Below are 26,655 nucleotides of genomic sequence, written 5' to 3'. Positions count from 1 at the left end.
TCTTTATACCATCTTAATTACATCAATTATTAAACATTTTAAGAAAATGAAAAAAGCAATTTTACTCTTTTCCTTCATCTTGGGTATGGCATCGGTCGTCAAAGCCCAAGAATTTCAAGTAGGAACAAATGCCATAAACGTAGGTGTTGGCCTTGGGGGCTATTACTACGGGTATGACACTTCTACCCAAAGCCCCGTATTTAGCGTCAGTTACGAAAGAGGTATTTGGGAGATGCCCGGACCGGGTGTCATTAGTCTTGGTGGCTACTTGGGTTACAAGAGGTTCAGTTATGACGAAGTAGTTTATGATTACAGTTGGTCGTACACTACTATCGGTTTTAGGGGCGCTTACCACTATACGGGCTTTGATATCGACAATTTAGATGTGTATGGTGGGGCTATGGTTTCTTACCGTATTTACAATGGAGATGGAGATAGCTTTAGAGATTTTGATAGTCGCCCAGGTGCTGGTGCCTATGTTGGGGGCCGATGGTATTTCAATGATACTGTTGCAGGTTTTGCCGAAGTGGGCTACGGTGCGGCCTATCTGACGTTAGGAGCTACTTTCAGGTTTTAATTGCCGGTCTTACCTAAAAATTGAGGGCAATTTTCTTAAGTTATTGAGAAGGTTGCCCTTCTTCTTTCAGGGCCTTCGCAATCATATCATTCCAAATCAATTGCTGTTTACCGTCCCTAGAAAAATTGGTCTCACGGTCATACTTATTTTGAAAGACGTACAATTCCTTCAACAATTTTTGATAAATAGTCTTTACCTCTTCTTTAATGTTGGATGTGAACTGGGTTTCAGATAACCGTTTGCGCAGTTTTCTGGCATATAATTCTGAGATATCGAAATGCAATTGCTCATGGCTCAACACTACTGAATCGACTTGATCAGGTTTATACCATGATTTATCGGGATAAAACTCGCAACCCACCTCAAAATTCACATACCACTGACCTTCCTTTTCTTGGGTTGAAAACCGGTAACTGATACTGCTTGCCGTTGTTGCTACCGCCCATTCCGTTTTTAGGTACGTGCCCCTAAAATCAGACCATTTCAACTTTCTGTCAGCACTCCACGGGATTATTTCTTCCTGTGCAAAAGAATTGCCACAAGCAAGAACTAAAAAAGCAATGAAAAAAAAACTTATGCGCATAACCCAATCATCAATCTCACCTCAGATAAAAATTAGGCGGTCATTAAAAGCATCCACAAAAATCAAACCGAAAACTAAAGTTCCCAGTGATAAGTAACCACCCTTTCAATATCAGGATGCAAACTATAATGAACTGGACATGTGTTGGCCGTATGCTCTAAAATCTTTCTGTTCTTTTCGGAAACATCGGAAGGTAAAATGAGCTTTGCCTCAATTTTGGAAATTCTTCTTGGGTCAGCGGCCATGTGTTTGGTAATCTCTACTACCGAATCTTTTAAATCGACCCCGAGACCTTTCGCCTTTATACCCATTACCGTAATCATACAGCTGCCAAACCCTGTAGCGACCGTATCGGTTGGCGAGAAAGCTTGCCCTAACCCATTATTATCGACTGGAGCGTCGGTAATGAAGGTATTACCTGATTTCACATGTTCACATGTAGTTCTTAGCTCTCCTGTATAAGTAATCTTTGATGTCATAATTACTGCCAATTTTGGACCCGATGGGTATTATTCCGCCTCTTTAATACTCAAATCTTCAATGGTCATGATGTACGATGACTGGTTGTAATACCCAGAAGCAGCGTCTCTTTCATAATTGAACTTATTGCCTGAATAAGAAGTCTCACCAACGAACTTAGACGCTTCCATCAAGTTGTTTTTAAAGGCCAACTTCAGTAAAAGGTCAAAAGTTAGATCAAACCCCCTTTGTGCATATCTATCTGGCAAACTACCGAATTTCTTTTCGTAGCGTTTTGAAAACGAATTATTATCAGGTGACTTATACACTGAAGGGTAGGTGAATTTTATGTTCGATAAATGTGTGTTGGAAATCACGTCATTCTCAAACGCCGAATTCTTGTTGGTCGTAAACATGGTAAGGTTTACCCTATCTCTCTTAGTGTCTTTCGGATCAAGAAGTGAATTTTGAAAAGAATTCAAAATGGAGGTTACACTTGACACCAGCTTAAAATTCTCGGTCTCTAAAAACACCCAGTTATCCGTTTCATCGGACAAAAGCTGACGTAAGCTTTCGATGTTGATTCCGATATTCTTTTCCTCTTCAAGTACCTTGGTAATTTTCGCGCTAGGAAATTTTGTCAAGATCTGGTCCTTAACCTTGGCACTGGCAGAATCAGCAATGATGATTATGTTCTGATTTTCGTACTTCTCGGTCATATAATCCAACATACGACCTCTAAGCACCTCAGGAGAGGTATAGCTATAAAAGACATTTGAAAGACTTAAATCGCTTTCTGCCGGTATGGGAGCGACCACCGGTACTTGATTACTACTGGCCCTCACAGCGGTTTCTTTTAAGGAAGCCAAATCTAACGGACCAATGATAGCGCTTAAAGAACCTATATTTTCCCTTTGAAGGATTTCTTTGGTTCTAGCCAACTTCAATTGGTTGTCAAAGGTCTTGACATCTACCGACACCCCAAGCTCTGCAATTGAATCCAATGCCACCAAAGCACCTGAATACAATCCGAGACTATACTTAAGACTATTTCTTTTGTCAATGGTATTGGCCACTTCGGCCCTATCGGACAGGTCAAGACGATCCAACCTAAATGGCAAAAGAAACAACAATTTGGGTCTATTGGCCGTATCGATACTGTCTAAAAGATTAATTTTATCTAGCACCAACGAATTGCGAACTTCGAAATCACCTTTCTGCTCTTTCGGAATTTTTAAGACCATACCGGCCTTCAGTCCGTTCTGCAAATCAGGATTGAGCTCTAAAAGGTCTTTGTACGAAATACCAAATTTACGGGTAAGCGAGAATTCGGTCTGTTTTGGTTTTACCTCATAAAAGTTATAATTCTCGGTATTGACCTCGCCCGGGTCTAGGTTCTTTTGAGGTATTCTAATGACCATTCCCTCTTTCAAGCCCCCACGTTCGGTTATTTCAGGGTTTAGGCGTACTATTTCATCAGGTTCAACACCAAAACGCTGTTTGAGCTGAAAAAAGTTCATCTTTGGCGGTACCGTATAAGACAAATACAATTGTGTCTCTTGATTCTCTACCGTGCTTCCGGGCAGCTTGGGCATCTTCAATTCTTGCCCTGTAGCCAAATAGTTGTTCGCTTTAGACAAATCAGGGTTCAGCGCCAACATACTATCGATGGTGATACCGTATTTGTGTGCGATGCTCCAACGAGTCTCTTTTGGTGCAACGGTATACGTTTCAAAATCATCTTCGCTCATCCCTTCTTGTCCACCAGTTCTTCTATACTGAGGAATTTTAAGGGTCATTCTCTTGTCTAACTGACTGGAATAAAGCTCAGGATTATATTTTTTAATATCATCTTCAGTGATGTTGAAACGTCGTGCTATTCCGTACAAGGTTTCCCGTTTCCGCACCTTGTGTGAAGTGAAACTTATGGGTTCTTCTTGGGTTGCGCGTGACGCATTTCCTTCTGTTGTTGTCGGTGCAGAGGTAGTAGCCCCACCTTTAGGAATAACGAGTATCGTGTTCGGCCGTAGGGCATCATTCTGCTTGATCTCTTTATTCAGTTGCAGTATCGAGTATTGGGTAACATTGTATTTTTTAGCAACACTTTCCAACGTTTCCCCTTTTTGTACGGAGTGGGTCGTAAACTTCTGGGCCTTACACCCGGTTAACGACACTGAAAAGAAAAGTAGCAGTGCTAATTTTTTCAAAAATCGGTTCATTTTATTCCCATTCTATGGTTGCCGGTGGTTTTGAGCTAATGTCGTACACTACCCGATTCACACCCGGCACCTTATTTATAATATCGTTTGACGTCTTTTGCAAAAACTCGTAGGGCAGGTTGACCCAATCAGCCGTCATACCATCGGTACTTTCGACTGCCCTCAAAGCTACACATTTTTCATAGGTACGCTCATCACCCATTACGCCCACACTATTTACGGGCAAAAGCATAGCTCCGGCCTGCCAAACCTGATCATAAAGGCCCCAATCACGCAAACCTTTAATGAAAATGTAATCAACTTCCTGTAAAATGGCGACTTTTTCAGCGGTTATATCGCCCAAAATGCGAATGGCCAAACCTGGACCCGGAAATGGGTGCCTACCTAACCTTTCATCGCCAATGGCCATACTTCTACCTACCCTGCGCACCTCATCTTTGAACAACATTTTCAAAGGTTCTACAACCTTCAGCTTCATAAAGTCGGGCAAACCCCCTACGTTATGATGGCTCTTGATAGTCGCAGAAGGTCCGCCGGTGGCCGAGACCGATTCGATTACATCAGGATAAATGGTACCCTGAGCCAACCATTTAGCATCTTCGACCAAGTGTGCCTCATCATCGAACACCTCTATAAATACCCTTCCAATAATCTTTCGCTTCTTTTCTGGGTCACTTTCACCTTTAAGGGCATCCAAGAAGCGTGCCGAAGCGTCAACTCCTTTTACATTTAGCCCCATATCTTCATATTGCTCGAGCACTTCACTGAACTCGTTCTTGCGTAACAAACCGTTGTTCACGAAAATACAATGTAGGTTCTTGCCAATTGCCTTGTGCAATAAAACGGCAGCCACGGTTGAATCTACCCCACCCGATAAACCGAGTATCACCTTTTCGGAACCAATCTTTTTCTTCAATTCGGCTACGGTAATATCAACAAAGGCATCCGGCGTCCAAGTCTGTTCAAGACCGGCTATCTTTACCAAGAAGTTTTCCAACAACTGTTTACCATCTTTTGAATGATAAACCTCTGGATGAAATTGAATCGCGTAAGTAATCTCATTTTCAATCTTATAGGCTGCATTTTCTACATCATGTGTACTGGCCAAAACTTGGGCCCCATCAGGTAGCTTTTGAATGGTATCACTATGGCTCATCCACACTTGGCTACCTTCAGAAATCGACTCAAAAAACAATTCATCAGGTTTGAGATATGATAAATTGGCCCGACCATATTCCCTAGTATTGGAAGGTGCCACATTGCCCCCACCAAAATGTGCCAAATACTGGGCGCCATAACATACGGCCAATAATGGCTTCTTGCCCCTTATTTCTGATAGGTCAGGATGCGGCGCATCGTCGGCCCTAACGGAAAAAGGAGAACCTGAAAGTATTACCGCTTTGTACTTCGAAAGATCTTCAGGCGGTTTGTTATACGGCTTAATTTCACAGAAAATATTCAGTTCTCTAACTCTTCGCGCTATGAGTTGGGTGTACTGAGAACCAAAATCGAGGATAAGTACGTTGTTTTGCATGGCCAAAAATAGGAAATTCCGTTCTCACGAAAAGCCTTCTGGCCCATATTTATAATAGCTTTTTTCAACAGTGCCTTTATGAGGCATTCAAGCTTTTTCAAAATAAAGGCAAAGAGATTTAGGTCGAAATAAACTTCACAAATTTCGTGTCATTTTTTTGGTGCATGGCTAAGCCATTCAATCTCAAAATCCCTAAAGAATTGCTCCTAAGACTTCATATTGTTTATTGATTAATGGGTAATACTCATTTTTCTATTGTATTAAACAACAAGGTTAAATTAAATATTTTAAAATACTGGATTTTAATAATTTAAAACAATTCCTACAAACTTAAAAAATGGCTTAAAAAAACAAAGTTTCGAAGAGAAAAACTCATTTTTGAGAGTTGGCTTCCCCTTGGTGATGTGAAGAACCCGTCACGATTTTTTTAATGAAGAAAGGGATACTTATGAGTGGGGAAGATAGTTAATTTTTGGACAAAAAAAAGCCCGGGCTACCACACCCAGGCTTTACATCAAAATCAAAAAACCAACCTAAACACATAAACTAATTCAAAGAATAAAAATTCTTTTTCATAGCATTTTATATCTATAACACCCAAGTAAAAAAATACCCTACCTCCATTCTAAACTTTTTCTAATTTTATATAAATTTTCTACCATGACACATCAATTTTGGACAGAAACAAAAGAGGAACTTTCCCTCGGAATTACCGAAAAAGGACACCCTTTTAGATATGCCACCTTGGCGACCGTTGGCAACGAAAGACTGCCAAGGCTGAGAACAATCGTACTTCGGCATCTGGGCCCTGACCTAAAATTGACCTTCTACACCGACAGGCGGTCTAAAAAAGTGCTTCATATCAAAGAAAATAATAGGGTCAGTTTACTGTTCTACCATCCTGAAAAATTATTGCAAATCAAAGTGGAGGGACTGGCATTCTTAATCCCCAATAGCGAACTAAAGGAACAATATTGGAAGCAAGTAAACGAGAACAGCAAAAAAGACTATACAACCCATATAGCTCCCGGAAGTACTGTGAGCGACCCCAGCCAGATAGAATACCTCACTGAAAACAATTATTTCTGCCCGATCGAAATCGAGCCTTTTAAGATTGAATATCTCAAATTAAAACGGCCGAACCATCTTAGAATAAGGTTCTCAAAAGAAGATAATGACTGGAACGGTGAATTTTTAGTACCCTAATTTTTAATGATGCTGAACTCTAACTGAAGAGGATGTAGAGATTTCATTAAAAGTGGCACCAATTCTTTACCCAATTCGAGATAGAGTTCCGAGAAATTAACATTTCTTTCTTGTAACGATTGATTAGGAAACAACTCGTTCTGTATTTCGGTCATTCGGGTAACATGATCCTCAAGCTTTCGCTTCTGCGCCTTTAAAAGCCTCTTTTCCAAATTGTCAAGGCCTTTCTTCTGCTTCACCTCTTGTGCTTTTACGGCACCTAGAAAAGACTTGTCTGTCTGCCCTGCCAAATCATAAAGAGCCTTGAATTGCTCTTCGAGCAATCTTTTTTGCGGCTCAAAGTCGATATCTATATTAGAGATTTCCCTTATTTTCTTATTGATAAAGCTGCTTCGCTTTAAAAAGATATCCTGAACCGAAAGATTCATTTTTTTCAGTTTTCCATTTTGTTTTTCTGTAATAATCAACACAGAATTACGCAACAGCAACATAGGAAAGGTTACTTTCAAGGCCGCAAACATTTCTTTTAACTGCAACCAATAGGCAATTTCCCCTCCACCACCGATATAACATAGATTCGGTAATATAACTTCTTGGTATAGGGGCCTCGCAATAACGTTGGGCGAAAACCTTTCGGGGTGCTCATTTATCTCTCGCTCTAATTCCTCCCGGGTAAATTGCAATTCAGAATCAAGAACATAAAAACGGTCGTCTTGAAATACGATTCGAGACCTCAAACCTTCTTTCAAATAAAAATAATTGATTTCGCGAGGGTTCACCTGTATGCCGTATGAAGGTTCAAGATTCTCAATACCCTTCACCGTTTCTGAGACTTTTTGAAAGCTCAGATTTTCGAAAATATCTTTTTGGGCATAGGGTATGAGCAATTTTTTCAATCGCTTATCATCTCCATCAAGGATGACCAGACCGTGTTCGGCAAATAGTTCATTTGCTAAATACCTTGTGGCTTTTGCAAGGTTATCATGCTTCAAATATGCGTCTTGAAATAGCGTTTTCAAGTGATTGGCGTTGTCACTATTCCCCAATTGGTCAGCGAATGTTTCAAACACCTCATCTAGGCCTTCCGTTGAAAAGTGACCCACGGCCCCTTCCTGACCATCCTTTTTATTCCATTGAATTTTCTTGCCCTTAAAATTGAAGTAGTTGATTTCGTCGAAATCATGATCTTCCGTAGCCATCCAATATACAGGCACATAATTGTACTTCGGGTAGGCCTTCTTTAACTCTAAAGTCAAATTGATTGTCGAAACAATCTTATATAAAAAATAGAGAGGTCCAGTGAACAGATTCAACTGATGGCCGGTAACCACGGTAAAGGTAATCGGCTCTTTCAGTTTTTTGATATGGGTTTCCGTTTCTTGACTTACCTCGAAACCTCGGTACTGGTCTTGAAGAACGGTGTATAAAATATCTCTGTATGCATCGGGATAATTAGTGGCCTTTTCGCGAATTTGAGCTTCAAAGTTCTCCAGCCTTGGATATCGATTAAAAAGAGAACTAATCGTCTCTTTTTCAGAAATATAATCACAAATTAAATCGGTAAAATACCCCGTTCGGTCAAAAGGTAAACATTCAATATCCATAGAGGTGTAAATATAAAACAGTTCAACATTTCGACTTGCTAAAAATTCGTTAATACGTTTAGTCGAAATAATGCCCTTATTGTAGATACAAGAATTCTTTATCAACCAATATTCATTAGATTTGATTTCCCTCGCTTTCCTTATGGCCACTTATTAGGAAGCTTTTTATTGAATTTGAAAATTATGCCCATAAAGTCACTTTTCTTTCTTCTATTGTTTCTGATGCAACCAACAATTTGGGCGCAACATATTCAGTCTCCCTCAGCATTTTTGGGATATGAACTCGGCACACAGTTTACCCGTCACCACAGGGTGATGGATTATTATGAACATTTAGCTGAAAATGACTCTAAAAGAATACAACTCGTGGCGTACGGCACCACTTACGAGAACCGACCCTTGATGCTGGTCTACATTTCTTCTGAAGAGAACATGGCCCGATTAGACCAGATCAGACAAGAACATCTAGAAAACATCAATGGTAATGGAAAGCCTACCAAGGCTATTGTATGGATGAGCTATAACGTACACGGTAATGAGAGTGTAAGTACCGAAGCCTCTATGCAAACGGTTTACGAACTTCTAACAAAGAAACAGGAATATCTCAAGAATACGGTAGTAATCATCGACCCCTGTGTTAACCCTGATGGTCGTGAACGCTATGTCAACTGGTACTACCAATACAAGAACAGTCCGAATCAAATAGACCCGAACAGCAAAGAGCATCACGAACCTTGGCTTAATGGTCGCCCCAACCACTATATGTTCGACCTGAATAGAGATTGGGCGTGGTTGACGCAGAAAGAAAGTCAACAACGAATCAAGTTTTATAATCAATGGCTACCCCATATTCATGTAGACTTTCACGAGCAAGAAGTAGACAGCCCTTATTATTTTGCACCAGCGGCAGAACCATTTCACGAAGTTATAACCGATTTTCAACGCGAGTTTCAAGTAACCGTTGGTAAGAACCACGCCAAATATTTCGATGCCAATGGGTGGTTTTATTTTACAAAGGAAGTTTTTGATCTCTTGTATCCGAGTTATGGCGACACCTACCCTACCTACAATGGCAGTATAGGCATGACCTATGAACAAGGAGGTAGCGGACGTGCAGGGCTAGGAATCACTACCAGTGTCGGGGACACCCTTTCGCTGAAGGACAGAATCGAACACCATTTAACAACAGGCCTATCTACACTAGAGGTAGCAACCGAGAATACTGCCCAACTGAACGAAGAATTCAGAAAATTTCATGAAAGTAAGAACTACAGGTTTAAAAGCTATGTACTGAACGGCAACCCAGACCAAATAAAAGAACTTACAGCATTGCTAGATCAACATGAGATAGAGTACGGCATGGCATCAACCAATAATGCCAAAGGCTTTCTTTTCGAACAAGGCAAGTCGGGAAATCTAAGAACATCACAGCACAGTTTGGTGGTACCTGTCACACAGAACAAAGGAACCTTAGTCAAAGTTCTTTTTGAACCCAATGCCAAGCTAACCGATTCGCTCACCTATGATATTACGGCGTGGTCATTGCCCTTCGCCTACGGTCTGGAAGCAGTAGCGAGCGAAGCTGCCATTGGTTATAACCCTGTTAGGCCAGAAACCAGTATTAAAGATAACGCGGTAGCAGAGGGTGCCTATGCTTATCTCACCAAATGGAACAGCTTTAACGATGCGCAATTTCTTTCAGAATTAATTAAGGAAGGTATTCGTGTGCGCTATGCCAAAAAGCCTTTTGTCCAAGACGGTAGAAGTTATGAGAGAGGCTCATTGATCATTACACAGGCAGACAACCAATTCTTAGATGATTTCATCGGCAAGCTATCAAAAGCAGCATCTAAACATCAAAGAGAGTTATTCCCGACCCAGACCGGTTTTGTAGAAGGAGGCAAAGATTTTGGCTCTAGCTCTGTAGGTCTCATCAAAGATTCAAAAATAGCCATACTCTCTGGCCAGCCCTCCTCTACCCTACGGTTTGGCGAAATTTGGCATTTCTTTGAACAGAAATTGAATTACCCGGTTACTGTAATCGACACAGAGTATTTCAAACAGATAGATTTATCTGATTATGACATTCTGATCCTGCCCGATGGTGATGACTACAACCGTTTTCTTGATAAAGAGGTCATGGGCGAAATTAAAAACTGGGTTCAACAAGGTGGAAAATTAGTAGCCATGGGTGCATCACTCAAAACACTGGCTAAGCAGAAAGCTTTTTCTATAGGATTAAAAAAAATAGAGCAGGATAGCAGTTTTAGTGCCCCATCTTTCGAGATGAACCAACGAGAACAAATCAAACAGGAGATTACCGGGGCTATATTTAAAACCACGGTAGACAACACCCACCCTTTGGCTTTCGGGTATAAGAAAGATTATTTCTCTTTAAAACTAGGTAGCGATGCTTACGAATACCTTGATAAGGGCACGGTAGTATTCTTAGATGCTGGACATTCAAAACCAATAGCCGGTTTTGCAGGAAGTGAAGCCCAGAAAAAAATAGGCGAAACATTGGTATTCGGCTCAGAGAAGCAAGGCAAGGGAACTATTATTTATATGGTCGACAACCCCCTGTTTAGAGGTTTTTGGCAAAATGGTAAACTCTTCTTTGCCAATGCTTTATTCTTGGTTGATTAAGCTAATAGGTTAAAATACATCTACTTTTCGAAAGTGACCATTAGTAGTTTTGATATTTTAGTAACAAATAGTACTTGATGGCGTCTTATGGGAAAATAACAATCGATGCAAGCTCTTGTCTACCAAAAGTATGGTCGCCCTACTGACGTTTTGAAAATTACCAATCGAGAAAAACCATCTCCAAACTCCTCTGAAATTTTGGTAAGGGTTCATGCCGCTACTGTCAACAGAACGGATGAGGGACTTTTAACCGCACGTTATTTTGTCAGTCGATTTTTTACAGGGCTGTTTAAACCCACGAAACCAACACCAGGAACTGACTTTTCGGGAGTCATCGAGGCTGTGGGTGCCGATATTAAAGAATATAGCGTAGGAGACGAAGTTTTTGGTTTCAATGATGAAATTATCAGTTCACATGCCGAATATTTGATACTAAAGAGTACCAAGCATGTAAAGAAGAAACCAGCATCGATTAGCCATTCGGAGGCTGCTGCCTGCTGCGAAGGTGCCCACTATGCCATTAATTGCCTGAATAAGATAAAACTTGAAAAGGGCAATCTGGTAATGGTCAATGGAGGAACCGGTGCTATCGGAAGTGCGGCCATCCAAATTCTAAAAAGCAGGGGAATAAAGGTTATTGCCACAGCTGAAGGAAAAAATATTGATCTTGTTAAATCTTTGGGCGCGGAACAGGTTCTAGATTACCAAACAGAGGACTTTACCAAGCAAAATATTCAATTCGACCTTGTTCTGGATGCGGTAGGTAAAAGCTCTTTTAAAAAATGCCGGAAGATTTTAAAGCCGAAAGGAAAGTATATCTCCACAGAACTCGGTAAAGGAGGGGCCAACATTTTCTGGGCACTCGTATCGCCCTTTACAGGAGGAAAAAAAGTCATTTTTCCAATGCCTTCAAAAATCGGTGAAAGTTTAACCTATATCACAAAGTTGGTCGAAAACAATGAGTTTCATCCGGTCATCGACAGAATTTATCCCTTTTCACAAATCATCGAAGCTTACGAATATGTATCCACAGGAAAAAAAATAGGCAACGTTGTTGTTGAAATGCAAACAGATGAAGAATAGTCCTATTTAAGATTCAGCTGCAAAACATAGTCATCGGCTGTCATGAAAAGCCTTTTCTCCTTCGCATCAAAAGCGCAGTTGGCTGTATTCTCGCCTGTATAGATTCGGGCAACGGGCTTATTTGAATCAAATACCCAAATACCACCAGGGCCAGTAGCAAATAAAAAGCCCTTGCTATGCATTTTCATACCATCAGGCAACCCTTGCTGACCTTCTTTCCCGACCAAATTGGTTGCATCATAAAATACCTTTTTATTGATAAGGTTTCCCGTACCTAGAATATCGTATACCCACCAAACTGCTTTTTCCGGGTTTGAAACTGCCACATAAAGCTTGTCTTCATCAACGGATAACGCAACTCCATTGGGTCTTGACAATTTATCCACCAAAACTGTCTCCCCAGAAGTTTTCAGACAAAACAGTCCTTGATAATCCAGTTCTTTGTTGGGATCTTCCATCTTTTGTGGCAATCCGTATGGGGGATCGGTAAAGTATAAGTTGCCTTGTTGGTCATAAACACCATCATTCGGGCTATTGAACTTTTTACCTTCAAATTTCGAAACCAAAGGAACAAAACTTGCTTTGGGAGATTCTAACGGTGCAGCCATTTTAGCCACTTGCCTTTCGCCATGTTGCATCAATACCAATTCGCCATCTGGGCTTAACAAAAGGCCGTTCGAGCCTGGTTCATCACCATACGTACCATCGCCCAAATAACCTGAAGGTTTCACAAATTCGGTGAGCTTGCCAGAAGCATCCAGTTTAAAGACGGTATTTTGAGGGATATCGGAAAACAAAAGATAATCACCATCGGCCACGTAGAGCGGACCTTCCGTCCATTGAAAACCCTTGGCAATTACTGTAATCGCGGCATCCGGATTGATAACCTCCAAAGCTATTGAATCTAAAATTTCAATTCGAGCGCCCTCTTTGATTTCCTGCGCTGTAAGACCTGCGAAATTGAAGCTGGTAAATATAAAAAATAAGAGCTTTTTCATAAGTTAAACTTTAAGATGTGCGATTTAGATGGAGCAATCTTCCAATTGATTTTCGGTTTTAAATCATGATTTTCGAGACCAAAAAGATAATGGTAATGGCACTAGTACCTAAAACCAAAGTACCTACTGTTTGAACTTGATTACCCTGCTTTACATCCATTCCCGTCAATTGGGTAAGTACCCAAAAGAAACTGTCATTAGCATGAGAAACAACCGTTGATCCGGCGCCAATCGCCAGTACCGTCATGGTTTTCATAAAAGGTTCTTCCAAGCCCAACGCTGGCATCATAGGTGCTACAATAGAAGCCGTAGTTATCAAAGCCACAGTTGATGAACCTTGGGTCGTTTTAAGACAGGCAGCCAGCAAAAAGGGGAAAAAGAGTCCGATAGACATGCCATCAAAACTTTGGGTAATCAAATCGGCAATACCCGAATTTTGTAGCATGGCACCAAAAATACCACCTGCACCTGTAATTAAAATGATAGGTGCGGCAATACGAACTGCCTCACCAAGCCAGCCCGTTGCAGAATAGACTTCTTCATCAAGTTTTTCAGGCAAGGCCAAAGAAAGAATGACACCTATTAAGAGCGCTATTACCGGACTTCCAACAAATGAAATGACCGGATAAACAGAACTGTCCGTCAAATTCAGTTCAGGATAATCAAAAATAGATTTTAAGACTATTAGTATTATAGGAACGACAATACAAAGCAAAGACAACCTAAGTTTTGGCTTATGAAGTGCATCTGAGGAAGTTGCCATAATTATGGGCACTTTCACCTTTGCGGCAATCTTAACGGCGAAGAAATAACAAGTAATCAAAGACAACGAGCTGATGATAAGCCCCCATAAGATGACACTGCCCAAATCTGCATTTAAAATACCGGCAGCCGCTATGGGTCCTGGCGTTGGCGGCACCATTACATGGGTAGCCGTAAGACCAAGGGCCATGGCCGCAGTTGTGCCTGCATATGAAACTTTGGCCTTATCGGAAAGCGCTTTGTTCAATGAATTCATGATGATGAAAGCACTATCAGCAAATACGGGTATCGACAACAAGTACCCGGTGAGCATCATGGCCATATGAATCGACTTTTCACCAATAAGCTTGATCATTCTACTGGCAATGACCATTGCCCCACCTGACTTTTCTAAAATAGTACCGATGGCCACCCCAAAGAATATGATCAACCCTATTTTACCCATAATACTTCCGAAGCCATCATTAACCGCCGAAACAATCTGCTCAACCCCCATGCCGGTAATAAAACCATAAGCAATGGCAGAAAGCAAGAGAACAAAAAACGGATGAATCTTCCATCTAACAATTCCAAGTACTATGAACGCAAGTGCCAGCAAAAGGGCGATAACATAAATCATATTCTAATTTTGGTTATTAAATAATGAAGCATTTTTGTTCACTTACCTACCACTCGGCAAAACTACCGTCGTAGTTACGCCATATTGGGTTTGACCAGTCATGGCCTATTTTTTGGGCCTCCTTTAATTTGTCTTCATTCATTTCAACCCCTAGACCTGGGCCCTTCAAAAGGTTTACATACCCATCTTTAAGCTCAAAAACTTCGGGATTGTTCATATAATCAAGCAAATCAAAGCCTTTGTTATAATGTATACCCAGACTACTTTCTTGAATAAATGCGTTGATTGAATTAAAATCAACATGAAGGCAAGACGCCAAGGCTATCGGACCTAAGGGGCAGTGTGGAGCCAAAGCCACATCGTATGCTTCGGCCATGGCAGCGATTCTTCTCACTTCGGAAATTCCGCCAGCATGGCTCAAGTCTGGCTGAATAATATCGACAGTACCCCGATGCAATAATTCTTTGAAATGCCAACGAGAAAACATGCGTTCGCCCGTCGCTATAGGAATGGAGGTATACGGATAAATTTGATCAAGCGCCTCATTGTTCTCACTCAGCACAGGCTCTTCTATGAACATAGGATAATAGGGAGCCAATTCATCGATAAGGCGTTTGACCATACCTTTATGAATTCTGCCATGAAAATCAAGCCCAATATCAAGCGTATCACCAAATTCTTCGCGTAGCAACCTGATATTCTCCGACACGATTTTGACCTTAGCCAGCGAATCGATCCAACCAAAAGCCCCGGTGGCATTCATCTTCACGGCCTGATAACCATCATTTACTTTCTGTCTAGCTTGTTCGAGAACCACCTGCGGGTCATCACCACCAATCCAACAGTACATTTTCATGCGTTGTCGAACGGCCCCTCCTAACAACTCATAGACGGGAACGTTCAAATGTTTTCCTTTAATATCCCAAAGTGCTTGGTCTATTCCTGAAAGGGCACTCATCAGAATAGGTCCGCCACGATAAAATCCTCCGGCATATAAAGTCTGCCAAATATCCTCTATGTCGTTCGCAGAACGCCCTATAATAAATTTTGAAAGTTCATGCACACATGCCTGTACGGTAGAGGCCTTCCCTTCAACAACGGGTTCGCCCCATCCGACAAGTCCACCTTTGGTGGTAATCTTTAGAAATAGCCATCTAGGCGGAACCTTGAAAAGTTCAACCTTTTCGATTTGAAGATCGGTCATTAAAATGTAGTAGTTCCAATGCAGCAAGGTTGAGAACTTTCTACATTGAGTTGGTCTCCCCTAAAGTAGTGAATAATTTTAAAGTGAAAATGGTCGGGATGATAATGACCAGTCTTACCCCAACTCTATTTTGAAGATATAGGCTTAAACGGGTTCACCGTAAAGGTCGAAATCGGCCGCTTCGAAAATACGTATTTCTGCGAACTCACCTTGTTTTAGATAATGTTTGGTGGCATCTATAAGCACCTCGTTATCAACATCAGGTGAATCAAATTCGGTTCTACCAATGAAATAATTACCCTCTTTACGGTCAATCATACATCGAAAGGTCTGACCTATTTTCTCTTGGTTTAGCTCCCAAGAAATTTGAGATTGAATCTCCATAATCTCGTTGGCACGCTGTTGTTTTATTTCTTCCGGCACATCATCCTCAAGTGAATAGGCATGCGTATTCTCTTCGTGACTGTATGTGAAACAACCTAAACGTTCAAAACGCATTTCTTTGACCCATTCTTTCAAGATTTCAAAATCCTCTTCGGTTTCCCCAGGGTAGCCTACAATCAAAGTAGTTCTAATTGTCATGTTCGGAACGGCTGCCCTAAACTCTTTCAACAATTTGGTCGTTTTCTCTTGGGTAGTGCCCCTTCTCATACTTTTGAGAATCGCATCGGAAATATGCTGTAGGGGAATATCTAAATAATTACAAACCTTCGGTTCGCGGTTCATGACATCCAAAACATCCATTGGAAAGCCCGTTGGAAAAGCATAATGAAGACGAATCCATTCAATACCTTCTACTTTTACCAATTGCTCCAACAATTCGGCCAAATTTCTTTTCTTATAAAGGTCGAGTCCGTAATAAGTTAAATCTTGAGCTATGAGAATAAGCTCTTGAACACCTTTAGCCGCCAACTTCTGGGCTTCTGTCACTAATTCTTCGATGGGTTTACTCTTATGCTTACCACGCATTAGAGGTATGGCACAAAAAGAACAAGGTCGATCGCAACCCTCGGCAATTTTAAGGTAAGCATAGTTCTTCGGTGTTGTCGTCAACCGCTCCCCTATCAATTCATGCTTGTAATCGGCCCCTAAAGCCTTTAAAAGATTAGGTAATTCACTAGTGCCGAAATACTCATCGACATGCGGTATCTCTTTTTGTAGGTCTGGCTTATAACGTTCGCTCAAGCAACCGGTAACGAACACTTTGTCGACCTCGCCCGCCTCTTTCTTCTGTACGTACTCAAGAATCGTATTGACACTTTCCTCTTTGGCATTGGCAATAAAACCGCAAGTATTGATAACGACCACATTGCCATCTTCCTCATGCACGACTTCTTTGTCATTGGCCTTCAATTGACCCATTAAGACCTCTGAGTCGTAAAGGTTCTTAGAGCAACCCAAGGTTACCACGTTGATACGATTCTTTTTAAGGGATTTTGTACGCATTTGTTTTAATTGGGATGCAAAAATACAACAAGACAATAGTAACGAGACATATTTAAGACGATTTATTGCTTTTTAGCGTTAAACCTATATAAAGTTTTGAAATCTAATTGTTTAAATTCCAGTGACATGAAATTTTCCAATCTCGTTTTAAGCTTGTTTTGTATTTCTGTGGCCATCTCGTGCAGTAGCGATGATCCACAGCCGAGTGAAAAGGAAATTGAGCAAGATACGGTTGAAAATCCGGAACCAGAGGAAAATCCGGAACCTGAAGAGGAAGCTCTGTATTTTCCTCCGACCGATTCAGATATTTGGGAAGAAACCACTTTCGAAGAGCAAAATTGGGATGAATCTCAAGTGCAGCCAATGATTACCTTTTTAGATGAAAAGGGAACAGATGCCTTTATCATTTTAAAAAATGGGAAAATAATAGCGGAATGGTATTTTGGGGGATTTACAATAGATTCAAAACATACCTGGAACTCTGCCGGTAAAACACTTACTTCAATGATGGTCGGTATTGCCCAAGAAGAAGGTTTTTTAAATTTGAATGATCCTACAACCGATTATTTGGGAGAGGGATGGACGTCAATGCCTTTGGAACAAGAACAACAGATTACCATCTGGAACCAATTAACGATGACAAGCGGACTTGATTATACCGACGATATATTTTGCTATGACCCCGAATGTCTCGACTACTTGAACGATGCGGGCGCTTTCTGGTACTATCACAATGCCCCTTATACCCTTCTCGACCAAGTGCTAAGCAGTGCCACCGAAATGGATTTTAAAGACTATTTCAAAACAAAGATCGGAGATTTGATCGGCATGAGCGGTCAGTGGGTGAAAGTTGGCTATAACAATCTTTTCTTCAGTAATGCAAGAAGCATGGCCCGTTACGGGCTTTTAGCCCTAAATGAAGGCACTTGGGAGAACACCCCGATTATCAGCGACAAAGACTACTTTTTTGATATGACGAACACCTCTCAAGAATTGAACCCATCATATGGTTACCTCTGGTGGTTAAACGGAAAAGAATCTGTTAGAATGCCCCGGTCTGAAGTTTCGTATCCTACCCCATTGATGGAGAACGCACCGGCCGATCTGATAGCTGGTCTAGGTGCCAACGATCAAAAATTATATGTAGTACCCAGCCAAAAGCTGGTCATAGTAAGACTTGGCGATGATGCTAGCGAAAGCAACTTGGGCCCTTCTAGTTTTGACGAACAATTGTGGGAAAAAATCAATGCCCTAATGGGCAACTGATTACCCAAAGAAAGAATCGACAAACTCGTATTTATTGAAAACCTGCAGGTCTTCAATGCCTTCACCCACCCCTATGTATTTGACAGGAATTTGAAATTGATCAGAAATACCGATGACTACGCCCCCTTTTGCGGTTCCGTCAAGTTTGGTTACCGCCAATGAGGTAACTTCAGTGGCTTTGGTGAACTGCTTAGCCTGTTCAAAAGCGTTCTGACCAGTTGAGCCATCTAAAACCAATAGCACATCATGTGGCGTATCTTCAACCACTTTTTGCATAACCCTTTTGACCTTGGTCAATTCGTTCATCAAGTTCACCTTATTATGCAGCCTCCCGGCCGTATCGATGATTACCACATCGGCATCTTGCTTTACCGCCGAACTTAAAGTATCAAAAGCCACGGAAGCAGGATCACTACCCATTTTTTGCTTTACAATGGGCACCTCTACCCTATCAGCCCAAACCTGAAGCTGGTCAATTGCAGCCGCCCGAAAAGTATCCGCAGCACCCAAAACCACTTTAAGGCCCTTCTTTTTGTATTGGTGTGCCAGTTTACCGATTGTTGTCGTTTTACCGACCCCGTTGACCCCTACCACCATAATCACATAGGGTTTCTTTCCTGAGGGAGTGGTAAACTCAACGTCTTCACCCACATGTGTCTCAGATAAAAGACCTGCAATCTCTTCCCTTAATATGGTATTAAGCTCTTCGGTACCCAAGTATTTATCTTTGGATACACGGGCCTCAATTCTATCAATAATCTTTAAAGTCGTATTGACCCCAACATCAGAAGTGACCAACACCTCTTCCAAATCATCCAATACATCATCATCTACCTTTGATTTACCGGCAACGGCCTTACTCAATTTAGAAAAGAATGTTGTTTTACTTTTCTCCAACCCTTTATCTAGGGTCTCTTTCTTCTTAGATGAGAAAATATTCTTGAATAAACTCATGATAACAAAATTGATGGCTGTAAATATAAGAAAGTAAGAGTCAAGTTCACAAAGGGTTTACCTTTGAAACAAACGTTCGTTTAGGGCAAAAAAAAACCTCCTTCTTTCGAAAGAGGCTTTAATGCTTTTATACGAGCGGATTATTTTTTATCTAACCACTCATTAACAAGTTCAGGAGCCATAACAGACTCTACGAATGTGTAAGCACCAGTTTTTGGTGACTTGACCATTTTAATGGCCTTGGTCAATCTTTTTGAACTTGTCTGTAAACTTGCTACCGTCTTCTTTGCCATGGCTAATAACTTTTATAGCGTTCTACTCAAATTGCAGAAACGTTCTTATTTGATTTCTTTATGAACCGTCATTCTCTTAAGAATGGGGTTGAATTTCTTAATCTCCATTCTTTCTGGAGTGTTCTTCTTGTTTTTGGTAGTGATGTACCTTGAAGTTCCTGGCATACCAGAATCTTTATGCTCGGTGCATTCCAAAATAACCTGAATTCTATTACCTTTCTTTGCCATCTTTATCTAGCTTATTTTACCAATCCTTGGGCTTTGGCGTCTTTCAATACAGCAGAAACGCCTTTTTTATTGATGATTTTCAATGCCTTCGCAGAAACCTTTAGGGTTACCCAACGGTCTTCTTCAGGAATGTAAAAACGTTTCTTTGAAAGGTTAACGTTGAACCTTCTTTTGGTCTTATTGATAGAGAAAGAAACATTGTTTCCAGACATCGCCCTCTTACCCGTAATTTCACAAACTTTTGACATTGCGCTGATTTTTCTTTAAACAGGGTGCAAATTTATATCATTTTTACGGGACACACAAAAGAATATTTCAGATTTTTAAAATTTCTTTCTGTAGCAGCTCAAATGCCTTATGTACGGTCTTTTGAACGATTCTTTCCCGATGGTTGCCCATATTGAATTTTTCGACAATTATATCGCTGGGAGTAGCTATGGCGATAAAGACAGTGCCTATATCCGCATCAGAATCTCCTTTCGTTGGTCCGGCATTACCCGTAGTGGCAATGGCGAAATGTGACTTCATCAAATGCTTTACATTTTCTGCCATTTGTTTTGCTACTTCGGCACTAACTACCGAATATTCATTGATTGTTTCCTGCTTCACCTTCAGCACTTCAATCTTCACCTCGGTGGCGTAACTGACCACAGTACCCTTGAAATAAGCCGACGCCCCTGGTACAGCGGTCAATTGCTCTGCAATTCGCCCACCTGTACAGCTCTCCGCGGTAGATAAGGTCATTCCTCGCTCAGCAAGCATTTTAGAAACTACATGTTCTAAAGACTCGTCATCTTCTACCCCATAAAGGATGTCTTTAATAAGACCGTTCAATTTTTGAACCTCGGAATCAACCGATTTTTGCAAAATCTCTCTATCGGACCCTTTCGCCGACAACCTTAGTCGAACTTTACCTAGACTTGGTAGGTAAGCCAAACGTATGTAGTGGGGCAAACTGTTCTCCCAAGATTCGAGACGATCGGCAATAGCACTTTCTCCCAAACCGTAAGTTACCAAGGTGCGGTGAATGATGTAAGGGCGTTCGAACTCCAGCGCTATCTTTGGCAGCACCTTATCAATCATTAGGTTCTTCATTTCAAAAGGAACCCCAGGTAACGAAACGAACACCACACCATCTTGCCGCATCCACATACCTGGCGCGGTACCATAAACATTTTGCAGCACCTCCGCTTTTGAGGGCACTAGTGCCTGTTTGCGGTTGATATCAGAAATAGGCGTATTGGTAATGTGCCTTTTGAAAAGATTTTCTACATTTTCAAGTACTTCGGCATTCTCAACCAGGGTATCGTTGAAAAACTCGCAAAAGGTTAATTTAGTGACATCATCTTTCGTGGGACCCAAGCCGCCGGTAACTATTACTATCGAAACTCTTTTTTTGGCATCTTCAAAAGCTTGTAGAATATGCTCACGGTCATCTTGAACCGAAGTTATTTGATAAACGGAAACACCTATTTTATTTAGCTCTTTTGAAATAAAAGCTGAATTGGTGTCAACGATTTGGCCAATCAATATTTCATCACCGATGGTGATGATCTCTGCCAATAATGAATTCATTAAAACCTAATTTTGAAAAACAGTGGATTAGAGGTCAAAATCTTTATGAAGTTCGGCAACCACTTGATGTATGTCTTTCTTGAGCATAGGAAACACCTTTCTTATCTCATCCATACTCGCGTTGTTCTTGCCTAGGGTCTCGACCTGCAGTGCTACCGCCCTGGTCTGCTCCATACCCAACAAATCTACGTTAGGTTTGATTTTGTGGGCCAATTTATAAACCCTCTCATGGTTTTGTTGGTCGAGTGCCGTTTCCAAATCTTCAAGATCTTGTGGAACTTCCTCTAAAAAAACCGAGATTACAGAATTGATAAAAGCTTCGTCGCCTTCTGCCATCTCATTTATCTTATCAAGATTGTAAATCATTATTTTACATTTATTCGGAAGAGTTCATGCCCTTCCAATATACCCGAAAGATAGTCATTTGCCTTTACTCTTCCAACACCGGCAGGTGTTCCGGTAAAAATGATATCTCCTTTTTTTAACATGAAAAATTTAGACACGTATGCTATAATTTCATCTATCTTCCATAGCATAAGACTGGTATTTCCTTTTTGAACTTCCTCTCCATTTTTGACCAAAGAAAACGATACGTTGTCGAGGTTGTCAAAATTTGACTTGTGTATCCATTTACCGATGACGGCGGCCCCATCGAAACCCTTCGCTTTTTCCCACGGCAGGCCTTTTTCCTTTAATTTCTGCTGCACATCCCTAGCCGTAAAATCTATACCCAACCCGATTTCATCATAATACTTATGCGAAAATTTTTCATCGATGTGCTTGCCTACCTTTTTTATTTTGATCAGTACCTCAACTTCGTGGTGCACATCGTTCGAAAACTCTGGTATGTAGAAATCTTGCTCATTAGGCAATACGGCAGAATCAGGCTTTATAAAAACAACAGGCTCATCTGGCCTTTCGTTTTGAAGTTCTTCAATATGCTCGGTATAGTTACGACCAATACAAATTAGCTTCATTGTTTATAAGATTGAAAAATTAAAGGCCCTTTGTTTTGGCACCTAACCCAATTTGTTGTTCAACTGGCTTAACTTAATCTGTGTAAGTACCTTTTTGGTATACAGCGGAAAATCGGCATTTAAAATCCACCCAAAATAACCAGGTTCTTTCTCTAGAACTTCGAGCACCTTTTTACCCTTGTGCTTGCCGAAAGAGAATGTTTCGTCACCATCTTCATCATAGCCCAAAAAGCCAGCGAAATCGGCAAACTGGCGATGTGTTGAAAACTCGGCCAACTTCTTTACATTGTTCTCAAGTTCTGAATATCTATCCAATTGAGCCAAAAGAACCTCATAGGTAGCGTGGGTATCTGCCTCGGCACTGTGGGCATCGGTTAGTTCTTTTTCACAATAAAACTTATAAGCGGCACCTAAAGTTCGTTTTTCCATTTTATGAAAAATGGTCTGCACATCAATAGAAACCATGCGCTTCATATCAAAATCGACATCGGCCCGAAGCATTTCTTCGGCCAGAAGAGGAATATCGAACCTATCTGAATTAAAACCGCCCAAATCACAATCTTTGATCATTTTATAGACTTCTTTGGAAAGCTCTTTAAAAGTAGGTTCGCCAGCTACTTTTTCATTTGAAATACCGTGAATGGCCACCACCTCATCAGGAATTTCAACCTCAGGATTCACCAACCAAGTTTTACTCTCTTTGTTGCCGTTGGGAAATACTTTTAATATGGAAATCTCTACAATACGATCTTTGGCCACATTTGTACCAGTAGTTTCCAAATCAAAGAAACAAATAGGTCTTGTTAAGTTAAGTTGCATCTGCTTTAAGATTTGTTGCAAAGATATGTTTTACCCTTTACTAGAAAAACCAAACCGCTCTCCATCTCAAACTATAATCGGGTATTGATTACATTATTGAACGCCGAACCAAAGGTATAACTCAGGCCTACACTAAAACCCAGTTCATAGTCGGTAGCAATTTGCTTTTGCTGCAATAGTACATCTTCAATAGAAGCATCGCCCCCCGGTAAATTGATCTGGTCTCTAATTATTTCATAGCGACTGGCAAACCGAACAGCCAACCCCTTTACCAATCTTACGTTGACATTACTATTGAGCTGTAACCTATTTTTGGTAAAATCACTAAGAAAAGAAGAGCCCCTAATGTGCGCATATATATTGCCCCACTGCTGTCGATAGCGTACTTGCATATCTAAAGAATGGTCATAGATGCCCTCGGTCAATTTATTGAAAATTGTAGTTTCGATGTAGTCGTTATGAAAATACCCGATTTTGTAGGCAAAGACGATTTCTCGCCTTAAGACTTCTTTATATGGATAAATATTATACTCAATGGCCGGTTGCACATAATACCTGAAATCGAGATTGGTAAAGGTATCATGGCGCAAGCCAGAAAAAATACCTGTTGACCAATGGTCGGAAATACTTCTCACAATACTACCATCGGCATTGTAACGAAACCGCTCACTAGTATAAAGAACCCCATCAGTCTCATATTCGCTGTTCGATTGAAATAGGCCCACATCGGTTCGAATTCTCCAATTATCGGTTACATGGTCACTTTGAAAACCCAATCGGTACTTGAAATCTTTTCTACTAGATTCTTTTCCGAGATCTGCCGAACCGAAAACTTCGAATATCCAGTTATTCCAAGGGTCGGTAAAGTCAATTTCTTGCACCTCGGCCATACCACTTTGATTGACGGTATAGGTAACATCTTCGGCCAAACCAGATGCGAGAACATAGGGCAATAACCCGGACTGTACTTTTTTAAGCATCCCCTTTCTAATCTCATCAGAGGTCATATTGGTAGAAGTATCATAAGTCAGCTTACTCGCAATAGCCTCATAATCGCCTAGACCTTTAAATTCTAAATTAAAGGTTCTCCCGCCACTACCATTGGCAATGTCGAAAATAAAAAGGGTTATATTGGCCTGTGCCTGATCACGAACGTGACCGACATACTTGATTTCTTGCCTTAGAAAGTTTTTATCGCAATTGCAGTTGATATACAAGCGCATAGGCGCTTTTTTCTCATCCTCAGTTTCTTGTGAAGCAGCAATAGTAGCGCTTAAAATGAGAACAAAATAGAACAGTCTTTCGAGGAAAACCTCGAAAATGGAGTTTGGTCTTTTTGGCATTTTTGGTCGGTAAGCGACAAATTTAACACCAAAATGACAAAGATTTTGTTAGCAATAAGTTAATCGAAGATTTCTAACAAAAACCCTTAATCGATCTACAAAATGAAATTATTTAAGTAATAATTTTGCAAATTGACAAAATAACAAGCTTATATAGCGTTTTTCACACTTCCCTATCAACATCCCAGGCTTCAAGATAGTCAGCAACCGCTTTGACGAACATACTACCCAAAGCACCATTGACCACCCTATGATCATAGCTATGAGAAAGATACATTTTACTGCGAATACCAATAAAATCTCCATCAGCTGTTTCAATTACCGATGGCATTTTGCGAATAGCGCCCAATGCCAAAATACCTACTTGTGGTTGGTTGATTATGGGCGTTCCGAAAACGCTACCGAAGGTTCCTACGTTCGTTACGGTATAGGTACCATCTTGCACCTCATCGGGTTTCAACTTATTCTCCCTTGCCCTATGAGCCAAATCATTGACCACCCGGGCCATGCCTACCATATTCAATTGGTCAGCATTCTTTATAACCGGCACAATCAAGTTACCATCCGGTAGAGCAGCGGCCATACCGATATTAATATTCTTTTTCTTGATTACCTTGTCGCCATCTACCGAAATATTCATCATCGGATATTTCTTCAAAGCTTTGGCAACCGCCTCCATAAAGATGGGAGTAAAAGTCAATTTTTCACCCTCTCTTTTTTCAAAAGCATCTTTAACCGAATTCCTCCAATTAACGACATTAGTAACATCGACCTCTATAAAACTTTGCACGTGCGCAGAGGTCGCAACACTTTCTGACATGTGCTTGGCGATCAGCTTACCCATTCGGGTCATTTCAATTACCTCACCATTAACATTACTAGCTTGAGCTTCTTCAGGCACTTTTACCTCTTGGGGTTTGTCTACCACTTTTTCAACAGATACGGATGGCTGCTCGCGTTGAGGCTGACTCTCGACAGCACTACCATTTGAGCTCTGTTGCCCATTTTCTACGTAGGCCAAAATATCATTCTTGGTAACCCTACCTTCTTTACCAGTACCTGCAATGGAATCTAACTGCTCAATAGTTATACCTTCTTGCTTCGCAATATTTCGAACCAAAGGAGAGTAAAATCTTTCAGAACTATCGAAAGAAGTCTTTTGAGTTGCTGTTGAAGCCACCGTTTTTCTAGCGGTTTCGACGCTCTCAGAAACGGCCAATACCGCTTCTTGGTTCTCTTTTTCAACATCATGTGAGGCAGGCACCTGATTCTCTTCGACCTCACCTTCCGTTTCAATAATCGCCACTGTTTGACCTACTTTGACAACATCATCAACCTCGAATAGTTTTTCCACAAGCTTACCCTCTACTTCACTGGGCACTTCTGAATCTACCTTATCAGTAGCTATCTCAAAAATTGGCTCATCCAGTTCAATAGTGTCCCCGACATCCTTAAGCCATGCCGTTAAGGTCGCTTCGGCAACACTCTCACCCATTCGAGGCAATTTCAGTTCAAACTTTGACATATTCTTATTTTAAACTTCGATAATCCATTTTCGCTGCAAAAATACCAAAAAATAGAACCGAAAATTATACTTATCCTATTCTTTAGTTAGCCTTTAACGAGTTCTCGAAAGGTATTCTATTAACAATACTTCGTCCTAAGGTCACCTCATCAGCGTATTCCAACTCATCTCCCACTGCAATTCCCCTAGCTATGGTAGAGGTTCTAACTTGTAAACCCTCTAGTTGCTTATAGATATAAAAATTCGTTGTATCACCTTCCATCGTAGAACTCAGAGCAAAAATAAGTTCTTTAACCTCACCCAACTTCACTTTCTTCACCAATGAATTAATATTTAAATCTTGAGGACCCACACCTTCCATAGGTGAAATTTTTCCACCTAAAACATGGTAAAGCCCGTTGTACTGGCTGGTGTTCTCAATGGCCATTACATCTCTAATATCTTCAACAACGCATACCAATGATTTGTCTCTTCGCGGACTAGCACAAATTTCGCAAGTAGCCGTATCGGAAATGTTGTGGCAGTTACTACAAAATTTAATATCATTTCTTAAAACTTGAAGTGCATTGGTCAATTTGCTGGTCTGTTCATTAGGCCTCTTTAAAAGGTGCAATACCAAACGTAAGGCGGTTCGTTTGCCGATACCTGGTAATTGCGACATTTCGTAAACAGCATTTTCAAGTAATTTGGAAGAAAAATCCATATTTAAATATTACTGAACAAAATTACAATTTT

The 26,655-nt window shown here is 40.8% G+C and carries 25 protein-coding genes; 5 read left to right on the top strand and 20 right to left on the bottom strand.

Going from position 1 to position 26,655, the window contains the following annotated elements; translation table 11 throughout:
- Positions 1 to 46: 46 nt before the first annotated feature.
- A complete protein-coding gene (locus tag IL356_RS13750; protein ID WP_121848146.1) occupies positions 47 to 577 on the top strand; it encodes a hypothetical protein in 531 nt (176 codons plus the stop codon).
- A gap of 40 nt (positions 578 to 617) precedes the next feature.
- Here IL356_RS13750 and IL356_RS13745 read toward each other — a convergent pair whose 3' ends face one another.
- The 4 genes from IL356_RS13745 to guaA form a co-directional block, all read right to left on the bottom strand.
- Positions 618 to 1,160 (bottom strand): DUF922 domain-containing protein, encoded by a 543-nt coding sequence (locus IL356_RS13745; RefSeq protein WP_121848145.1) that lies wholly within the window; start codon positions 1,158 to 1,160, stop codon positions 618 to 620.
- Positions 1,161 to 1,234: 74 nt separating this feature from the next.
- Complete coding sequence (locus IL356_RS13740) at positions 1,235 to 1,639, bottom strand: OsmC family protein (RefSeq protein ID WP_121848144.1); 405 nt, start codon at positions 1,637 to 1,639, stop codon at positions 1,235 to 1,237.
- A gap of 30 nt (positions 1,640 to 1,669) precedes the next feature.
- The gene (locus IL356_RS13735) at positions 1,670 to 3,826 is read right to left on the bottom strand and encodes a PBP1 and LysM peptidoglycan-binding domain-containing protein (protein ID WP_225621501.1); all 2,157 of its coding nucleotides are present in this window, start codon (positions 3,824 to 3,826) and stop codon (positions 1,670 to 1,672) included.
- A 13-nt stretch (positions 3,827 to 3,839) separates the two neighbouring features.
- Complete coding sequence (gene guaA, locus IL356_RS13730; RefSeq protein ID WP_121848142.1) at positions 3,840 to 5,372, bottom strand: glutamine-hydrolyzing GMP synthase; 1,533 nt, start codon at positions 5,370 to 5,372, stop codon at positions 3,840 to 3,842.
- Between the two features lie 660 nt (positions 5,373 to 6,032).
- Between guaA and IL356_RS13725 the strand changes: the two genes are divergently transcribed.
- A complete protein-coding gene (locus IL356_RS13725) occupies positions 6,033 to 6,578 on the top strand; it encodes a pyridoxamine 5'-phosphate oxidase family protein (RefSeq protein ID WP_121848141.1) in 546 nt (181 codons plus the stop codon).
- Here IL356_RS13725 and bshC read toward each other — a convergent pair.
- Complete coding sequence (gene bshC / locus IL356_RS13720) at positions 6,575 to 8,182, bottom strand: bacillithiol biosynthesis cysteine-adding enzyme BshC (RefSeq protein ID WP_121850639.1); 1,608 nt, start codon at positions 8,180 to 8,182, stop codon at positions 6,575 to 6,577. The two genes, IL356_RS13725 and bshC, sit on opposite strands and share 4 nt — an antisense overlap.
- A gap of 222 nt (positions 8,183 to 8,404) precedes the next feature.
- On the opposite strand from bshC, the gene IL356_RS13715 reads away from it, so the two are divergent.
- Together IL356_RS13715 and IL356_RS13710 are read left to right on the top strand one after the other, a co-directional pair.
- The gene (locus IL356_RS13715; protein WP_225621500.1) at positions 8,405 to 10,828 is read left to right on the top strand and encodes a M14 family metallopeptidase; all 2,424 of its coding nucleotides are present in this window, start codon (positions 8,405 to 8,407) and stop codon (positions 10,826 to 10,828) included.
- Between the two features lie 105 nt (positions 10,829 to 10,933).
- On the top strand, positions 10,934 to 11,911 hold the full coding sequence (locus tag IL356_RS13710; RefSeq protein ID WP_121848139.1) for an NAD(P)-dependent alcohol dehydrogenase: 978 nt from the start codon (positions 10,934 to 10,936) through the stop codon (positions 11,909 to 11,911).
- Between the two features lie 2 nt (positions 11,912 to 11,913).
- Here the strand turns inward: IL356_RS13710 and IL356_RS13705 are convergent, their stop codons facing one another.
- The 4 genes from IL356_RS13705 to rimO all read right to left on the bottom strand — a co-directional run bounded on the left by IL356_RS13705 (position 11,914) and on the right by rimO (position 16,940).
- Complete coding sequence (locus IL356_RS13705) at positions 11,914 to 12,909, bottom strand: SMP-30/gluconolactonase/LRE family protein (protein ID WP_121848138.1); 996 nt, start codon at positions 12,907 to 12,909, stop codon at positions 11,914 to 11,916.
- A 58-nt stretch (positions 12,910 to 12,967) separates the two neighbouring features.
- Complete coding sequence (locus IL356_RS13700) at positions 12,968 to 14,290, bottom strand: GntP family permease (RefSeq protein WP_121848137.1); 1,323 nt, start codon at positions 14,288 to 14,290, stop codon at positions 12,968 to 12,970.
- Positions 14,291 to 14,336: 46 nt separating this feature from the next.
- A complete protein-coding gene (gene dgoD / locus IL356_RS13695) occupies positions 14,337 to 15,494 on the bottom strand; it encodes a galactonate dehydratase (RefSeq protein ID WP_121848136.1) in 1,158 nt (385 codons plus the stop codon).
- 144 nt (positions 15,495 to 15,638) lie between these two features.
- Positions 15,639 to 16,940, bottom strand: a complete 1,302-nt coding sequence (gene rimO / locus IL356_RS13690) for a 30S ribosomal protein S12 methylthiotransferase RimO (protein WP_121848135.1) — start codon at positions 16,938 to 16,940, stop codon at positions 15,639 to 15,641.
- Positions 16,941 to 17,066: 126 nt separating this feature from the next.
- On the opposite strand from rimO, the gene IL356_RS13685 reads away from it, so the two are divergent.
- Positions 17,067 to 18,206, top strand: coding sequence for a serine hydrolase domain-containing protein (locus IL356_RS13685; protein WP_121848134.1), 1,140 nt, complete (start codon positions 17,067 to 17,069; stop codon positions 18,204 to 18,206).
- Here IL356_RS13685 and ftsY read toward each other — a convergent pair whose 3' ends face one another.
- The 11 genes from ftsY to recR form a co-directional block, all read right to left on the bottom strand.
- Positions 18,207 to 19,160: a signal recognition particle-docking protein FtsY gene (gene ftsY, locus IL356_RS13680; protein WP_121848133.1), complete on the bottom strand. Its 954-nt coding sequence runs from the start codon at positions 19,158 to 19,160 to the stop codon at positions 18,207 to 18,209. It lies immediately after the preceding gene.
- Between the two features lie 140 nt (positions 19,161 to 19,300).
- The gene (locus tag IL356_RS13675; protein ID WP_121848132.1) at positions 19,301 to 19,453 is read right to left on the bottom strand and encodes a DUF4295 domain-containing protein; all 153 of its coding nucleotides are present in this window, start codon (positions 19,451 to 19,453) and stop codon (positions 19,301 to 19,303) included.
- A 45-nt stretch (positions 19,454 to 19,498) separates the two neighbouring features.
- Positions 19,499 to 19,681: a 50S ribosomal protein L33 gene (gene rpmG / locus IL356_RS13670; RefSeq protein ID WP_072995257.1), complete on the bottom strand. Its 183-nt coding sequence runs from the start codon at positions 19,679 to 19,681 to the stop codon at positions 19,499 to 19,501.
- 11 nt (positions 19,682 to 19,692) lie between these two features.
- Complete coding sequence (rpmB, locus tag IL356_RS13665) at positions 19,693 to 19,929, bottom strand: 50S ribosomal protein L28 (protein ID WP_121848131.1); 237 nt, start codon at positions 19,927 to 19,929, stop codon at positions 19,693 to 19,695.
- 67 nt (positions 19,930 to 19,996) lie between these two features.
- A complete protein-coding gene (locus tag IL356_RS13660) occupies positions 19,997 to 21,256 on the bottom strand; it encodes a competence/damage-inducible protein A (RefSeq protein ID WP_121848130.1) in 1,260 nt (419 codons plus the stop codon).
- Between the two features lie 27 nt (positions 21,257 to 21,283).
- A complete protein-coding gene (locus tag IL356_RS13655) occupies positions 21,284 to 21,622 on the bottom strand; it encodes an Hpt domain-containing protein (protein ID WP_121848129.1) in 339 nt (112 codons plus the stop codon).
- Positions 21,622 to 22,233 (bottom strand): fumarylacetoacetate hydrolase family protein, encoded by a 612-nt coding sequence (locus IL356_RS13650; RefSeq protein WP_121848128.1) that lies wholly within the window; start codon positions 22,231 to 22,233, stop codon positions 21,622 to 21,624. Before IL356_RS13650 ends, IL356_RS13655 begins: the two co-directional genes overlap by 1 nt.
- 42 nt (positions 22,234 to 22,275) lie before the next feature.
- A complete protein-coding gene (locus IL356_RS13645) occupies positions 22,276 to 23,052 on the bottom strand; it encodes a 3'-5' exonuclease (RefSeq protein WP_121848127.1) in 777 nt (258 codons plus the stop codon).
- Positions 23,053 to 23,123: 71 nt separating this feature from the next.
- On the bottom strand, positions 23,124 to 24,395 hold the full coding sequence (locus IL356_RS13640; protein WP_121848126.1) for a DUF481 domain-containing protein: 1,272 nt from the start codon (positions 24,393 to 24,395) through the stop codon (positions 23,124 to 23,126).
- A gap of 163 nt (positions 24,396 to 24,558) precedes the next feature.
- A complete protein-coding gene (locus tag IL356_RS13635; RefSeq protein ID WP_121848125.1) occupies positions 24,559 to 25,920 on the bottom strand; it encodes a dihydrolipoamide acetyltransferase family protein in 1,362 nt (453 codons plus the stop codon).
- An 82-nt stretch (positions 25,921 to 26,002) separates the two neighbouring features.
- Entirely contained in the window at positions 26,003 to 26,623 is a 621-nt protein-coding gene (gene recR, locus IL356_RS13630; RefSeq protein WP_121848124.1) for a recombination mediator RecR, read from the bottom strand.
- Between the last annotated feature and the right edge of the window lie 32 nt (positions 26,624 to 26,655).

Origin of the sequence: Euzebyella marina (assembly GCF_014855515.1) — a bacterium.
In the GTDB taxonomy this organism is placed as follows: domain Bacteria; phylum Bacteroidota; class Bacteroidia; order Flavobacteriales; family Flavobacteriaceae; genus Euzebyella; species Euzebyella marina.
Note: the sequence above shows the minus strand (reverse complement) of the source record. Positions and strands in the feature narration are given on the sequence as shown.